The sequence below is a fragment of the Hyunsoonleella sp. J2K-J805 genome (assembly GCF_057167125.1).
This window is the reverse complement of sequence record NZ_CM169901.1, coordinates 3,090,757-3,105,935: the sequence shown is the minus strand read 5'-3', so window position 1 is coordinate 3,105,935 and position 15,179 is coordinate 3,090,757. Positions and strand designations below refer to the sequence as shown.

General features: G+C 35.5%; 14 protein-coding genes. 6 read left to right on the top strand and 8 right to left on the bottom strand.

The features are described from left to right. The first annotated feature begins 65 nt into the window (after positions 1–65). Positions 66–875 (top strand): hypothetical protein, encoded by an 810-nt coding sequence (locus AC1B0Z_RS13680; RefSeq protein WP_483792609.1) that lies wholly within the window; start codon positions 66–68, stop codon positions 873–875. A 192-nt stretch (positions 876–1,067) separates the two neighbouring features. Further along, positions 1,068–1,517, top strand: coding sequence for a hypothetical protein (locus AC1B0Z_RS13675; RefSeq protein WP_483792607.1), 450 nt, complete (start codon positions 1,068–1,070; stop codon positions 1,515–1,517). Positions 1,518–1,571: 54 nt separating this feature from the next. Here AC1B0Z_RS13675 and AC1B0Z_RS13670 read toward each other — a convergent pair whose 3' ends face one another. From AC1B0Z_RS13670 to AC1B0Z_RS13655, 4 genes are all read right to left on the bottom strand, one after another. Beyond that, on the bottom strand, positions 1,572–2,651 hold the full coding sequence (locus AC1B0Z_RS13670; protein WP_483792605.1) for a chorismate mutase: 1,080 nt from the start codon (positions 2,649–2,651) through the stop codon (positions 1,572–1,574). Between the two features lie 314 nt (positions 2,652–2,965). Then, positions 2,966–3,817, bottom strand: a complete 852-nt coding sequence (locus tag AC1B0Z_RS13665; protein WP_483792604.1) for a prephenate dehydrogenase — start codon at positions 3,815–3,817, stop codon at positions 2,966–2,968. A gap of 135 nt (positions 3,818–3,952) precedes the next feature. Beyond that, positions 3,953–5,098: a pyridoxal phosphate-dependent aminotransferase gene (locus AC1B0Z_RS13660; RefSeq protein ID WP_483792602.1), complete on the bottom strand. Its 1,146-nt coding sequence runs from the start codon at positions 5,096–5,098 to the stop codon at positions 3,953–3,955. Next, positions 5,095–5,922, bottom strand: coding sequence for a prephenate dehydratase (locus tag AC1B0Z_RS13655; protein ID WP_483795313.1), 828 nt, complete (start codon positions 5,920–5,922; stop codon positions 5,095–5,097). Before AC1B0Z_RS13655 ends, AC1B0Z_RS13660 begins: the two co-directional genes overlap by 4 nt. A 280-nt stretch (positions 5,923–6,202) precedes the next feature. On the opposite strand from AC1B0Z_RS13655, the gene gldA reads away from it, so the two are divergent. The 4 genes from gldA to AC1B0Z_RS13635 all read left to right on the top strand — a co-directional run bounded on the left by gldA (position 6,203) and on the right by AC1B0Z_RS13635 (position 11,864). Then, positions 6,203–7,093, top strand: coding sequence for a gliding motility-associated ABC transporter ATP-binding subunit GldA (gene gldA / locus AC1B0Z_RS13650; protein ID WP_483792601.1), 891 nt, complete (start codon positions 6,203–6,205; stop codon positions 7,091–7,093). A 327-nt stretch (positions 7,094–7,420) separates the two neighbouring features. Continuing rightward, on the top strand, positions 7,421–8,185 hold the full coding sequence (locus AC1B0Z_RS13645) for an SDR family NAD(P)-dependent oxidoreductase (protein ID WP_483795311.1): 765 nt from the start codon (positions 7,421–7,423) through the stop codon (positions 8,183–8,185). 396 nt (positions 8,186–8,581) lie between these two features. Next, positions 8,582–10,675 (top strand): phosphate acetyltransferase, encoded by a 2,094-nt coding sequence (pta, locus tag AC1B0Z_RS13640; protein ID WP_483792599.1) that lies wholly within the window; start codon positions 8,582–8,584, stop codon positions 10,673–10,675. Position 10,676: 1 nt separating this feature from the next. Next, entirely contained in the window at positions 10,677–11,864 is a 1,188-nt protein-coding gene (locus tag AC1B0Z_RS13635) for an acetate/propionate family kinase (protein ID WP_483792597.1), read from the top strand. Here the strand turns inward: AC1B0Z_RS13635 and AC1B0Z_RS13630 are convergent. From AC1B0Z_RS13630 to metF, 4 genes are read right to left on the bottom strand one after another with little or no spacing between them, the layout of a single operon-like run. Continuing rightward, positions 11,850–12,596 carry a head GIN domain-containing protein gene (locus tag AC1B0Z_RS13630; protein ID WP_483792595.1) on the bottom strand — a complete coding sequence of 249 codons (747 nt, stop codon included), beginning with the start codon at positions 12,594–12,596 and terminating at the stop codon, positions 11,850–11,852. The genes AC1B0Z_RS13635 and AC1B0Z_RS13630 overlap by 15 nt on opposite strands. A gap of 3 nt (positions 12,597–12,599) precedes the next feature. Beyond that, on the bottom strand, positions 12,600–13,028 hold the full coding sequence (locus AC1B0Z_RS13625) for a VOC family protein (protein ID WP_483792594.1): 429 nt from the start codon (positions 13,026–13,028) through the stop codon (positions 12,600–12,602). A 2-nt stretch (positions 13,029–13,030) separates the two neighbouring features. Next, positions 13,031–14,131 carry an acyloxyacyl hydrolase gene (locus AC1B0Z_RS13620; protein WP_483792592.1) on the bottom strand — a complete coding sequence of 367 codons (1,101 nt, stop codon included), beginning with the start codon at positions 14,129–14,131 and terminating at the stop codon, positions 13,031–13,033. Between the two features lie 30 nt (positions 14,132–14,161). Further along, the gene (gene metF / locus AC1B0Z_RS13615) at positions 14,162–15,118 is read right to left on the bottom strand and encodes a methylenetetrahydrofolate reductase [NAD(P)H] (protein WP_483792591.1); all 957 of its coding nucleotides are present in this window, start codon (positions 15,116–15,118) and stop codon (positions 14,162–14,164) included. Between the last annotated feature and the right edge of the window lie 61 nt (positions 15,119–15,179).

The window sequence follows — 15,179 nt, the reverse complement described above, 5'->3', positions numbered from 1 at the left end:
TATTTTAATTACATTCGTAAGTATATATTAGCAAAGACAATAATTTACTTTTAAAAATTAACAACATGAAAAAACTGTTTTTAATCCTAACACTATCTTTAGTTTGCTGTTTTACTGCAACAGCTCAAGAAACCATTACTAATGAATCTGTCATACAAATGAAAGATCTTGGATTTGACGACGCCATGATTATTGACAAAATTAATTCGTCAAATGTAAAGTTTGAAGCATCAATTAGCGAACTTTCAAAATTGAAAAATGCAGGTATTTCCTCAGAGATTATTTCTCTAATAATGGAAAAATCTAAGCATAATACAAAATCAAAAACAGGAATTTATTACACCACTGTAGATGACAAAGAAAAATTAATTCAACCTTCAGTATTTTCTGGAACCAATTCTAATGCGGCAGCACAAAAACTTGTTTCTGGACTTATAAATGCTAAGAAAAGAGCGCAACTTCCTGGAATCCACTCAAATAATGTTATAAAAAATAAATCGCCAGAATTCACTTTTGTTTTCGATCCTAACGTAACAGAGGTTGATAACATGCAAAATCTTCAAGGAGGGCAAGCAGGCTTATTTAACTGGTGGTTTAGAATGGCTAGTTCGCCTAACGAATTTGTTTTAGTAAAATTAACTGTTAAAGAAAGAAAAAATTTACGAGAAGTTATTACAGGTAAAAGTAGCTGGATAACCAGTAGTAGCGGTATTGATCCTAAATATGCTTTAAACTTTACCATTGAAGAAATAGAAGGTAATAAATTTAAAGTAACTCCAGATGCTCTAGAACCAGGTGAATATTGCTTTGTTTACCAAGGGCAGGTACCTCAGGGAAGAGAGAATCAGTCTGTTTTTGATTTTTCTATACAATAGTACAAGTCCATATTATTAAACAAAAAAAGCTTCCAAAATTGGAAGCTTTTTTTGTTGATATCCATTCAAATAACAAATTTGTTTTACAATCATGCAACCCTTAACTTTCCATAATTTCTATATTATAATAAAGCCATTTAAAAATATACTTTAATGACTTTAGATAAACCTTAAAATTCAAAATTTACAACCATGAAAAAATTAGTATTAGTAACGATTATCGCAATATTTAGTTTTATTGAAACCAATGCTCAAGTAGAGTATAAAGTGATTACCAGTGTAGAATCTATCGTGTCTAGCGGATTGGGAAGATCTCGATTAATATCTGCTACGGCCGAGAGAGATTATGAAGATTTTACCTCGGAGCAAACCGAAGAAGACAATACCAGAAACAAATCTAAGAGATCTGAAATTAGGATAAAGGATTTTGAAGAGACCAAACTCTTGAACTTTTTCAATTTGGGAGGTATCCGTTTTCAGAATATAGCTTCAAACGATGCACTTATTGGGTCAAAAATAAACGCTATGACAGAAGATGGCTGGGAACTAGCCTTTGTTACCAGTGCTGTTGAGAGTGATAGTGGAAAGGGAGACGGACAAGGCATTTTTATTACAAGGTATGTTTTTAAAAGAAATAAATAATCTATAAAATAGAAAAGCCTCCAGCTAGAGGCTTTTCTTATTATTAGACAGTGTCTATCCGTTAATTACCTTCTCTTGGTGATTAATCGATTCTTGGTGAACCGCCTTAAACATCCTCAATATAAACTCTTCACTCAATCCGTGTTGTTCTCCTTCTAGAACCATTTTTCCTAAAATTTCATTCCAACGCTTAGATTGTAAAACGGCAACATTCTTTTGTTTTTTTAACTTTCCAATGCTATCTGAAGTTTTCATACGTTGCCCCAACAATTCAATAATTTGATTATCCACAACGTCAATCTGAGCTCTCAAATTGTTCAAGGCGCTATTATACTCCTCCTCCTCGTTAGACTCTTTTCTAATTTTTAAATCTTTCATAATCTGAACCAATGTAGCTGGTGTTACTTGTTGCGCCGCATCGCTCCAAGCATTATCTGGGTCGTAATGCGTTTCAATCATCAACCCATCAAAATTTAAATCCAATGCTGTTTGAGATACATCAAAAACCATATCACGCTTTCCAGTAATATGCGACGGATCGTTAATTAAAGGAATATCTGGAAATCTATTCTGAAACTCAATAGCCAATTGCCACTCCGGAATATTTCTATACTTAGTTTTTTGGTACGTAGAAAACCCTCTATGTATCGCACCAATATTTTTTACGCCACTGCTGTAAATACGCTCAATACCACCTAACCATAACGATAAATCTGGATTCACAGGATTCTTAATCAACACAGGCTTATCGGTAACCTGTAAAGCGTCAGCAATCTCTTGCATAATAAATGGCGATACCGTGGAACGTGCCCCAATCCAAAGCATATCTATATCATGCTCCAAGGCAAGTTTCACATGGGTAGCGTTTGCCACCTCAGTACATACCTTCATTCCGGTTTCTGCCTTTACTTTCTGCAACCACTTTAAACCCAAAGCACCTACACCCTCAAAATTCCCTGGGCGAGTTCTTGGTTTCCAAATTCCCGCTCTAAAATAATTCACGTCGGTATCCTTTAACTCATGTGCAATTCTTAAAACTTGCTCTTCTGTCTCCGCACTGCACTGTGCAATTACCAACGGATGATCCAATCCCAAATCATCCAACCAAGCTCTCATTTCTTTTTTGTTTTCCATTTTTACTTAATATTTAGCCGTTATGGCTATGTCATTTACTATTTAATTTATATTGTTAAATTCTATTATTTTTCTGGGCGTTACCCACAACACTTGGACAAGCTCAGTGCAAGTGGGTCGGGCTTTCCGTTACAAGTCCTCGCACCTCCCCCGATAACTATCGGGATCGGGCTGTGGGCTTTCCACTGCAATCCCTAACGCGCCACTCTTACTCTAAACCCACCCCTAACCCCTCCAAGGAGGGGAACTCTTGCCAAACCTTTTTACCCACTTAAGAGGGAGCATTCCTCACCTTTGGTGAGGCTAGCTGGAGCTTATATTATCCCATTTAAAATATCTTTAATGTGATTGGTGCTTCTCATCTCCTCATAAATTGCTTCAAAATTATCATCCTTCATCAACTCCTTAAAATGTGTAAGGTTACTTATATACTCGTCTAACGTTTCAATAACATTAGTCTTGTTCTGCTTAAAAATAGGCGTCCACATCTCTGGCGAACTCTTTGCCAAACGTACCGTTGAAGCAAAACCACTACCTGCCATATCAAAAATATCACGTTCGTTTTTTTCCTTTTCAATTACAGTTTTCCCTAACATAAACGAGCTGATATGTGACAGATGCGATACATAAGCAATGTGCCTATCATGCTCCACAGGATTCATATAACGAATACGCATGCCTATATCTGTAAACAACTTCAGAGCCTTTTCCTGCAACTTAAACGTTGTTTTTTCAACCTCACAAACAATATTAGTTTTCCCAATAAACAAACCTTCAATTGCGGCTGTTGGTCCAGAATGTTCAGTGCCTGCAATGGGATGCATCGCTAAAAAATTTCTACGTTTTGGGTGATTTTCAACAACTTTGCAGATATCTTCTTTCGTTGAACCTGCATCCACTACCAAACCTGTATCAGATATCTTATCTAAAATAGTAGGCAACAATTTTACCGTAGCATCCACAGGAATAGAAACAATTACCAAATCGGCATTTTCAATATCATCTAAAGTGGCCTTTTCATCAATTAAGCCCAACTCCAGCGCTTTATTGAGGGTGGCATCTTTTCTACTAATACCATGAATAACCGTATCTGGACGATGCTTCTTGATATCGATAGCAAGACTGCCTCCTATTAAACCAACTCCTATGGCATATATATTCTTCATATCTAAAGCCCCACCTAGCCTCCCCAAAGGGGAAGAACTTTTACTCGGGTGTTTTAATACTTATTTTTTTCCTATACTTCAAATTCAAACTACTATTCACTGCTTACTGCTCACTGCTCGATAAACAAAACAAACTCATTTAACTCTAGCTATAGCTTCTTCTAAAATCTCGGTTGATGCACAAAGCGAGAACCGAATATATCCTTCACCCTGACTACCAAAAATAGTTCCTGGCGTAATGAATATATGGTTGTTCTTTAATACGAGGTCAATAAATTCTTCAGATTTTAGATACGGTGGCAATTTTGCCCAAACAAACATACCTGTAGCGTTCTTATCATAAGTACAGTTCAATGCTTCGGCTAATTTCCAAACCAAATCGCGGCGTCTTTTATAAACGCTATTAAGCGTTACAAACCACATTTTAGAACATTTTAAAGCCTCAATAGCTCCCTTTTGAATGCCATAAAACATTCCAGAGTCCATGTTGCTTTTCACTTTTAAAATATTGCTGATGTGCTCACTATTGCCTAAAACCATCCCTACGCGCCATCCAGCCATATTAAACGTTTTACTCAATGAGTTTAATTCTAAACACACATCTTTCGCACCTTCAACACTTAAAATACTCTTCGGGTCATCGTTTAAAACAAAACTATACGGATTGTCATTAACAATTAAAATATTGTTACGTTTTGCAAAAGCAACCAATTCTTCAAAAACAGTTGCAGTTGGTGTTGCACCTGTTGGCATATGCGGATAATTTACCCACATCAACTTCACGTTTCTTAAATCTGTTTGTTCTAAGGCTTCAATATTTGGCATCCAATTATTACTCGCATCCAAATCGTAAGTTACAATCTTAGCACCTACCAATTTGGTAACAGCTTGATACGTTGGGTATCCAGGATTTGGGATCAACACCTCATCTTCTTCATTTAAATATGCCATAGAAATGTGCATAATACCTTCCTTACTGCCCATGAGTGGTAGTATTTCATTTGTAGCATTTACGTTTACCGAAAAATGTTCTTTGTAAAAGGCTGCCATAGTCTCTCTCAATTCTGGCAATCCTTGATATCCTTGGTATTTATGTGCAGTAGGATCAGCAAGACTTCCAGAAATAGCATCAATTACTTTTTGAGGTGGCTGCAAATCTGGACTCCCAATGCCTAAATTAATAATTGGTTTTCCACTTGCAATTAGCAATCCCACCTCTCGTAGTTTTTTCGAGAAGTAATACTCTTCAACGGTATGTAATCGCTTTGCTACCTCAATCATAACTTAGCATTTTTGTATTCACCCAGTAATTTAAAATTCTGCCCCATTATTTCAATAACAGACTTTGCCTTTAAAAAATCTGCATATACATCAAAAGTAACATCCACAAAAAAAGCATATTTCCAAGGTGTTTCAATGATGGGTAAGGATTGAATCTTTGTTAAATTTAATTTACAATCGCTCATAACATTCAAAATAGTTGCCAAACTACCGCGTTTATGATCTGCTTCAAACTTAATGGATGCCTTGTTTATCTCGTTCTCTGGAACCTCAGAATTTGTGCGTTTCACCACAGCAAAACGAGTTTCATTATGCTTAATAGTTTGTATGCTGCGTGCGAGCACATCCAATTCAAAAATATCTGCGGCCAAAGTACTTGCAATGGCGCCAATACTTTTTAAACCTCCTTTTTTAATTCGCTCCGCAACCTCAGCTGTATCCTTATCTTCAACAAGTTTTATGTGCGGGTGCTCCTTAAAAAACTCCTTACATTGTAATAAGGCCATTGGGTGCGAATACACCTCTTCAATATCATTAATACTTTGGTTGGGTAAAGCCATCAAATTATGCTGAATATCCAAATAATGTTCACCAACAATATGCAATTGGTAATCGTCAATTAAGGCGTAATTTGGTATAATAGACCCCGCAATGGAATTTTCCAAAGCCATAATTGCGGCATCACACTCTCCATTAATAATGGCGTCTACCACGCTACCAAAGGTCATGCACTCAATAATATCCACAGGCTTATTAAAAAACTCCTGAGATACAATATGGTGAAAACTCCCTCTAATTCCTTGTATGGCTACGGTATTAATCATAAAAAAAGTCTCGATTTTCATCGAGACTTGTATTTAAATATATTGTTACTTAATTATACACACAACGTCTCGATTTCTCTGCTAAAAAAGAAATAAAAAAAGTTAAAATATGTATAATACGTTGTTGTTCTCATCTTTATGTCGGCTAAAGTAAATAATATTTTAAGAAATCAAAATACAATAAAACCTTTTTTCCTGTTTCAGTAAAAGATTTAAAGATTTTACAGTAAAATTCAAATTACATTACATAATCACTATTTTTGACAAACATTTTCGAAATATGTCTATTGAAGTAAGCAACATATCAAAACTTTACGGGAGCCAAAAAGCTTTGAATACTATTTCTTTTAGCGTTGATCGCCCTGAAATAGTTGGGTTTCTTGGTCCAAACGGTGCGGGTAAATCCACGATGATGAAGATTTTAACTACCTATATTCAACCATCTTCAGGAAAAACGAAAGTTAATGGACATGGAGCAGAATCAACTCAAAACATTCAGAAAAGTATAGGATATTTACCAGAACACAATCCGTTATACCTTGATATGTATATTCGGGAATATTTGGCCTTCAACGCCAATATATATAAAGTTGAGAAGTCTAGAATTGCCGAAGTCATTGAAATGACTGGGCTTACTCCTGAAATTCACAAAAAAATAGGGCAGCTTTCCAAGGGCTATCGCCAACGCGTGGGTTTAGCTACCGCCTTACTGCATGACCCAGAGGTTTTAATTTTAGATGAGCCTACAACGGGATTAGATCCTAACCAATTAATTGATATTCGCAACCTCATTAAAACCATCGGTAAAACAAAAACCGTATTTCTTTCAACACACATTATGCAAGAAGTGGAAGCCATGTGCGATCGTGTCATTATCATTAATAAAGGCGAAATTGTAGCCGATAAAAAACTTAAAGACTTAAGGGACGAAAAAGAACAAACCGTTATTGTAGAGTTTGATTATCGTGTAGAAGAGGCGTTTTTATTAAAACTTCCAAAAGTGGAAAAGGCGGTAAACACTTATGATTTTGTGTACGAAATCACCTTTAAAACTTCAAAAGATATGCGGTCTTACGTTTTTGATTTTGCCCATGATAACCAATTAAAGATTTTACAATTGAACCAAAAGAATACGAGTTTGGAATCGCTCTTTAGAGAGTTAACCAATTAAAGTTTTAGTGTGTCGCAACAAGCCCCTTTGCACACACATCGAAAAAAATCAACTTCATTTCCTTACATTTAGGTGTGAGGCAAAAAAATCACACTACTGGACTTTATTTCAGGAAAAACCAATAAATTTGAGTCGGGCGAAAATCACAGTGTATTTCGTATCGAAAACACTGATAGAATTAATCCATAAGACAATATAAAATTCAGAAAAGTCTCATTGAGGTTACTTGTCCATATCAATGCCCGCGAACAAATAAATGGTATAAAATTGATGATAGATTGTACATTACAAACCAAATTAATCTTAATTAAAACTTAAAACATGAGTATCTTAAACACATTTAGTTTAGAAGGAAAAACAGCACTGGTTACTGGCTGTAAAAGAGGAATAGGAAAAGCCATGGCAATTGGCTTAGCCGAAGCCGGTGCAAACATTATTGGTGTCTCTACGTCTCTAGAATTATCTGGAAGTGATGTTGAAAAAGAAGTACAGGCTGTGGGCAAAAATTTTAGCGCTTACCAATGTGATTTTTCAGATAGAAAATCTTTGTACAAATTCATTGAATCCGTAAAGGCAGATCATCCACAAATAGATATTTTGGTTAATAATGCTGGTACAATTTTAAGAACACCTGCTGCTGAACATCCTGATGAAATGTGGGATAAAGTTATTGAGGTAAACCAAAACGCACAATTCATCCTTACAAGGGAAATTGGGAAAGAAATGATAAAAAGAGGCTCTGGGAAAATTATTTTTACCGCTTCATTACTTACTTTCCAAGGAGGTATCACTGTTCCTGGATATGCAGCAAGTAAAGGCGCTATAGGACAATTAACCATGGCTTTTTCTAACGAATGGGCTGGAAAAGGTGTAAATGTAAATGCTATTGCTCCTGGCTACATTGCCACAGATAATACTGAAGCCTTAAGAAAAGATGCCGCACGTGCTGAATCTATTTTATCTAGAATCCCTGCTGGTAGATGGGGTAAACCTTCAGATTTTGCTGGACCAACCGTATTTCTTGCCTCGGAAGCGGCAGCATATATGAACGGTACAATTGTAGTTGTTGATGGAGGCTGGATGGGACGCTAAGAATTACTGCATAGGGTTTGTCTGCTGATTTAGATGAGCAGACATACTTTAATATCCAAATTCGCAAAATTCAAATATAATACTCATGCAAGAGGTTGCAAATTACCAAACTGTAAAAATCTCTTGTAAATGCATTCTTATAGTTTAACAAAACTATATGAACGTTTTATTCTAAATATTTATATAAAATAATCGAGTTTACGTTTTATTTATGGTGCAAAGCAAACTTTCTAAGTCAATTCATCCTAATAAAATCTATGATATTAATGAGAATGCATGACAAATATCATATTCACAACAGATATATCGTATTAATTTTGCCCAAAATTATGTATTGATAACCCCAATATTAATAATTGTGATAAGTTATCTTTGTAAGACTTCAAAACTTAAAAAATGAGTAAAGGAATTTACGTAGCCACTATAGAACCAAATAGTGGGAAATCCGTAGTAGTTCTTGGTTTAATGCGTATGCTTTTAGGTAAAACTGCCAAAGTTGGTTATTTCAGGCCCATTATAGAAGATACCAAAAATGGAGAGCCTGACAACCACATTAATACAGTAATGTCCTATTTTGAACTAGACATCAACTATAAAAAATCTTATGCCTATAAACGCAGTGAAGTTCTAGACCTATATAATCAAGGAAAATCTGGAGATGTAATAGACCACGTTATAAAAAAATACAAGTATCTGGAGGAAAGATTCGATATTGTATTAGTTGAGGGTACTGATTTTTCTCATGAGAATTCTAGCGTAGAACTAGATATTAATATGCTTATTTCAAAAAATCTTGGATTACCAGTAATTATAGTATCTAGAGGAGATAGTGATACTGATTTGATTGAGGTTGTTGATAACGTTCAAATTGCACATGACACATTTAAAGATGAAGTAGATGTATTATCTGTGATGACGAATAAGGTAAATACTGAAGACGTTGCTAAACTCAAATCGCTATTAGAAAAACGCATCCCATCTGGCACAAATATCACAGTTATTCCAAAGATTAAAAGTTTAGCTAGCCCAACAATAAAAGAAATAGTTAGAAACTTAAACGGGACTGTTTTATTTGGCAACGATATGATAAATAACCAAGTAGACAATTTTAATGTTGCCACAATGCAATTACGCAATTATTTGGGTAGACTTGAAGAAGACTGTTTGGTAATTACCGCTGGAGATAGAGCCGACATAATATTAGGCGCTCTACAGGCAAATATTTCCAAAAATTACCCTAAGATTTCAGGGATTGTGTTAACTGGTGGATTAACACCAGAGAGTACAATTTTAAAGCTTATAGAAGGACTTTCAAGTGTGGTTCCAATTATAACTGTTGCACGAGGCACTTTTGATGTGGCTAACCAAATTGGGAAGATTAAATCTCGAATTTATGCTGAGAATATTGAAAAAATTGAAACTTCAATTGCCACATTTGAAAAATTTGTTAACACTGATAAATTAGCTAACGATTTAATCACCTTCAAATCTGATATATTTACGCCTAGAATGTTTCAGTACAATCTTTTACAACGCGCATTAAAACAGAAAAAGCATATAGTACTCCCCGAAGGTTATGACGAAAGGGTATTGAGAGCTGCCGCAAGATTGATTGATGCACACGTGGTAGATTTAACTTTAATTGGCGAAAAGGACAAAATTAGAGAACGTGTTGAAAAACTTGATATACCCTTAGATTTAGATGATATCAATATCATTTCCCCTCAAAAATCAGAGTATTTTGACGATTACGTTAATACATTTTATGAACTAAGAAAACATAAGAACATTAATATAGATATGGCAAGAGATGCCATGGCCGATGTATCGTATTTTGCAACTATGATGATTTATAAAGGGCATGCTGATGGTATGGTTTCCGGGGCGGTTCACACTACTGCTCATACGCTACGCCCTGCATTACAGTTCATCAAAACTAAACCAGATACATCAATTGTTTCATCAGTATTCTTTATGTGTTTAGAAGATCGTGTTTCTGTGTTTGGAGACTGTGCAATCAATCCAAATCCAAATGCCGAACAACTTGCAGAAATAGCAATTTCATCAGCGAAATCAGCAGAGGATTTTGGCATTGAGCCTAAGGTAGCCATGTTATCGTATTCTTCAGGTTCTTCAGGAAAAGGCGAAGATGTTGAACGCGTTAGAAAGGCTACAGAAATTGTAAAAGCCAAGGTACCCAATCTAAAAATAGAAGGTCCAATTCAATATGATGCGGCTGTTGATATGCGCATAGGAAAAAGTAAACTACCCAATTCTGAGGTTGCCGGACAAGCCAGTGTTTTAATATTTCCCGATTTAAATACAGGAAACAACACCTATAAAGCAGTGCAAAGAGAAACTGGAGCCTTAGCTATTGGCCCTATGTTACAAGGACTAAACAAACCCGTTAACGATTTAAGTAGAGGCTGTACCGCTGACGATATTTACAGTACAGTAATTATAACTGCTATTCAGGCACAAGATTTGTAATATGCAAGTACTAGTATTAAACTCAGGAAGTTCTTCATTAAAATTTCAATTATTTTCAATGCCTGAAGAAATCATTTTATGCTCAGGATTAATTGAGCGTATTGGTTTTAAAGATGCCAAATTTAAATTTAAAACTAAGGAAGGTGTTATTGAGGTTGTAGAGGCCATACCTAACCATAAAGTTGGGTTAGAGCTTTTATCTAAACAATTATTAGATAAGGATACTGGTATCATTAAATCGGCAAATGATATTGATATTGTTGGGCATCGCGTAGTACATGGTGGTAAGCATTTTAGTAATACAACAGAGATTACTGAGACTGTTAAGTCTAAAATAAACGCTCTATCTTCCCTAGCACCTTTACACAATCCTGCAAATTTAGAAGGGATTGAAGTTGCCGAAGCTATTTTTCCCAATGCAAAACAAGTTGCTGTTTTTGACACGGCATTCCATCAATCCATTCCAGAACATGCTTATAAATATGCCATTCCAAACGAGTATTTAGAAGAGCATAGCATTCGTTTATACGGTTTCCACGGCACCAGTCATAAATATGTTTCTGAAAAAGCAATAGAATATTTAGGAAAACAAAATTCTAAAATTATTACTATTCATCTTGGAAATGGATGTAGTATGACAGCTGTAAAGAATGGACAAAGTATTGACCATACCCTAGGGTTTTCTCCTGTTAACGGCTTAATTATGGGAACGCGTTCAGGCGATATCGACCCATCTATCATTTTTCATATGGCAGAACGTTTTAAACTGAGTTTGTCCGAAATCAACACAATTCTTCAAAAGAAGAGTGGTATGCTAGGTTTAACTGGGCATAGTGACCTACGTGAAATTGAAGCTAAGGCCGAAAATGGCGATAGAAATTCACAATTGGCGCTCTTTATGAATGCTTACCGTATCAAAAAATACATAGGGAGTTATGCTGCAATAATGAACGGATTAGATGCTATCGTGTTTACAGCTGGTATTGGAGAAAATTCAATAAAAACTAGAGAACGTGTTTGCGACGATCTAGATTATATGGGTGTTATTTTAGACAAAGAAAAAAACAACATAAGACCAAGTAAATTAGTTGATGTTAGCGCCGAAACCTCTAAAGTTAAAGTATTGATTATTCCTACAAATGAAGAATTGGAAATTGCAAAACAATCTATAGCCTTATTCAAAGATTAAGCGCCCTTTATATAATTCCTCCACCTCAACGGTGTCTGGCGTATTTACTGAAATAACGTTGCCAGTACTAAAAATTTGACCTTTGATTGCTTGTTGCGGATTTACAACGATATCATTTGAACTACGTTGAAAAATATTTACGTTTTGGGCCACTAGATCTCTGGCTTCAAATCGTGAATCACCACCTGCCAAATTCACATTCAAACTATTGGTGACACCAGAAATGTAGGCAATAGATAACCCATTAAATACTGCACCAAAGCTATTATTATCTATCTCAAGAATAAAATCACCAACTGTAAACGTGTCTGGAACATTAAAATCTTCAGAAAGAATATTAATTGTTGGATAGGTTAAAACCCCGTCAGATCTTACGTCATACTGTGTAGAACTTCGTATTTCAGTGATATTTGGCGAAGTAACGTATACTTTTGTAACACCATAATCACGCACATAATTACAGGTATTATTATCCGTTAAAATCAGTCTTCCACTATCGACGGTAGCCTGAACATCGTTTAATAAATTCTTCCCGGTTTCAACAACCACTTTTTGTTCAGGGCCATCTTTCAGAATTAGAGTTATGTCTCGGTTCACCAGAATTTTATCAAATACACTCAAGACCACTTCCTCCTTAACAATATTTCCAGTTTTCTGAAAACAGTCGTTTGCCTTTTCACTATCACATGTAAAAACCAAAAATAACAGTATAATGTATTTTATATTTTTCATTCCTTACGATTCTTCCAAAGCATTACCTTTATCGTCCATTTGTAAAAATGGATTAAATGCTATTTCCCATAAATTATCATCCATATCGGATATGTATCCACTGTAGCCACCCCAAAACACCTCTTCAGGCTGCTTAACTATTTTAACACCTTTTTGTTTTAATTCTAAAAACAATACATCAACCTCTTCTTTTGACCTTGTATTGTAAGCCAACGTAAAGGCTTTAAAACCATTACCTTCATGTGACACTTGAGCGTCTTCAGCTAAGTTTTCTCTTGGATAAAGTGATAAAAGGATACCATTTAACTTAAAAAACGTAATGCTTTCATTACTTGATTTAGTTTTCTCCCAACCAAATTTCTTTTCATAAAACTGATTAGCCGTTTCCAAATCACTTACACCTAATCCAATAATTGTTAATCTTTGCTCCATTGTTATAATCTTATACCAACACCAAACTCAACTGCTTCTGCTCTAAATCCATGTGATTTCAATGTTAAAGCGCCAAACCATTTTTTACCAAAATACCGTTTTAACCCTGCCCTGAGATACACTCTCCCTTCAAACTCAAACGGATAATATACGTAATACCCCAATTGTGATAATAAACTGATTTTATTTACAAACAACTCGTGCCCAACAAATACCCCTACACGCTTAAAATCTTCCTCACCCGAAAGGTTTTCATCAGGAAACGCCACACTTCTATATCGAATTAATTCCTTTAAAAAGTTTGAGAAAAACACATCAGTACCTACTTGCAACGCACTCTTTCTATTCAATCGTTTGTCCACATACCCAGAAAAAACATAAAAAGGAAATTGGCCACTACCTATTAAATCGCTCTCATTCAATCCACTTCTAAATACTATGTTATACATAATAGGTTCTGTAAACTTTTTATCAGCATCTTTATCTAAAGTCTCTTGATACTTCAGTTGCTTTTCATCCAAATTATAGGTCATTCCTAAGTTAAATGCTACAGTATTTGTGCCATTATTTGGAGCTTTAAAATTTGCATTAGAATAGTGTATCATAGAAAACCCCGCTTGTAAACCAAACCGATCAAAAATACGTTCTCTTTTGTAATTTATCATTGCATAGGTACTACTCATAAGCGTGGACCCAAACGCCACATTTTTAAAATTGGTTTCCCTGTCGTATGGATTAGAATTATGGGCCAACCCTTGCCCAATTCGCAGCATTAAATTTCGATTTAAAAAGTAAAAGTTATAATGCGCATAAACAGAAACATTATTTCCTAGAACATCATTGTTGAAATTTTGATATGCAAACGAAAACCCGTAATCTGGATAGTTAAAACGTTGTTCCCAATCCTCAAAACCATAAGTTTTTTTATTCCAACTCAAAATAAAACCTTGAGGATGCTCTTGAATTAAATGTAGAATCTCATTGTTATGCAGTGCGATATACCCTGTAAAATTATTTAAATCAATATATGAAGTATGCGTTTTGTTTTGTGCAAAACCGCTAAAACAAAATAATACTAAAAGGTAGGTGTAAATTAATTTCATATCGGGCTTAAAGCACCACAAATGTAATATTTAAAACAATGTCTTGGCAATTGCATGTATATTATCACTTTTCCCCATGGAATAATAATGCAATACGGGCACGCCAAATTCCAGTAGTTCCTTTGATTGTTGTATGGCAAACTCAATACCCACTTGCCTTACCGCTTTGTTATCCTTACAATCTTCCACAGCATCAATTAAATCTTGTGGTAAATCTATTTTAAACACCTGAGGCAATAATTGTAAATGGCGTTTCACTGCTATGGGCTTTATCCCTGGAATTATTGGCACGTTAATCCCAATTTCTCGCGCTTTTTCTACAAACTCAAAATACTTTTGATTATCAAAAAACATTTGAGTTACCACATAATCCGCACCAGCATCTACTTTTTCCTTTAAGCGTTTTAAATCGGTTGCCAAAGACGGTGCCTCCATGTGTTTCTCAGGGTAGCCAGCCACACCAATACAAAAGTCAGAATAATGCTCCGCGGCCACATCATCATGTAAATATTTACCACGGTTCAATTTTGCAATTTGTTCAACAAGCTCGCTTGCATAAGCATGTCCGCCATCACGAGCTTTAAAATACGCCTCCTCCTTCATGGAGTCTCCTCGCAAGGCCATCACATTGTCCAAGCCTAAATAATGGCAATCCACCAACACATATTCTGTTTCCTCCTTCGTAAAACCACCACACAATAAATGCGGAATGGCATCCACCTGATACTTATGCATAATAGAGGCACAAATTCCCACTGTTCCCGGGCGCATCCTAGTAATTCGCTTATCCAATAGTCCGTCCCCCTTATCAATATACACATACTCCTCACGTGAGGTTGTCACATCAATAAACGGGGGTTTAAACTCCATTAACGGATCAATATTATTGTATAAATCCTGAATATTCATTCCTTTCTTTGGCGGAATCACCTCGAACGAAAACAACGTTTTTCCGTCAGCTTTCTTAATGTGTTCTGTTACTTTCATAGCTCGGTTTTGTCATTCCCACTAGGGCGGGAATCTAATCATTATTATTTTTTTTTGGCGT

Coding starts and splice junctions, on each gene's coding strand:
- AC1B0Z_RS13680 (WP_483792609.1), top strand. CDS start 66: ATGAAAAAACTGTTTTTAATCCTAACACTATCTTTAGTTTGCTGTTTT.
- AC1B0Z_RS13675 (WP_483792607.1), top strand. CDS start 1,068: ATGAAAAAATTAGTATTAGTAACGATTATCGCAATATTTAGTTTTATT.
- AC1B0Z_RS13670 (WP_483792605.1), bottom strand. CDS start 2,651: ATGGAAAACAAAAAAGAAATGAGAGCTTGGTTGGATGATTTGGGATTG.
- AC1B0Z_RS13665 (WP_483792604.1), bottom strand. CDS start 3,817: ATGAAGAATATATATGCCATAGGAGTTGGTTTAATAGGAGGCAGTCTT.
- AC1B0Z_RS13660 (WP_483792602.1), bottom strand. CDS start 5,098: ATGATTGAGGTAGCAAAGCGATTACATACCGTTGAAGAGTATTACTTC.
- AC1B0Z_RS13655 (WP_483795313.1), bottom strand. CDS start 5,922: ATGATTAATACCGTAGCCATACAAGGAATTAGAGGGAGTTTTCACCAT.
- gldA (WP_483792601.1), top strand. CDS start 6,203: ATGTCTATTGAAGTAAGCAACATATCAAAACTTTACGGGAGCCAAAAA.
- pta (WP_483792599.1), top strand. CDS start 8,582: ATGAGTAAAGGAATTTACGTAGCCACTATAGAACCAAATAGTGGGAAA.
- AC1B0Z_RS13635 (WP_483792597.1), top strand. CDS start 10,677: ATGCAAGTACTAGTATTAAACTCAGGAAGTTCTTCATTAAAATTTCAA.
- AC1B0Z_RS13630 (WP_483792595.1), bottom strand. CDS start 12,596: ATGAAAAATATAAAATACATTATACTGTTATTTTTGGTTTTTACATGT.
- AC1B0Z_RS13625 (WP_483792594.1), bottom strand. CDS start 13,028: ATGGAGCAAAGATTAACAATTATTGGATTAGGTGTAAGTGATTTGGAA.
- AC1B0Z_RS13620 (WP_483792592.1), bottom strand. CDS start 14,131: ATGAAATTAATTTACACCTACCTTTTAGTATTATTTTGTTTTAGCGGT.
- metF (WP_483792591.1), bottom strand. CDS start 15,118: ATGAAAGTAACAGAACACATTAAGAAAGCTGACGGAAAAACGTTGTTT.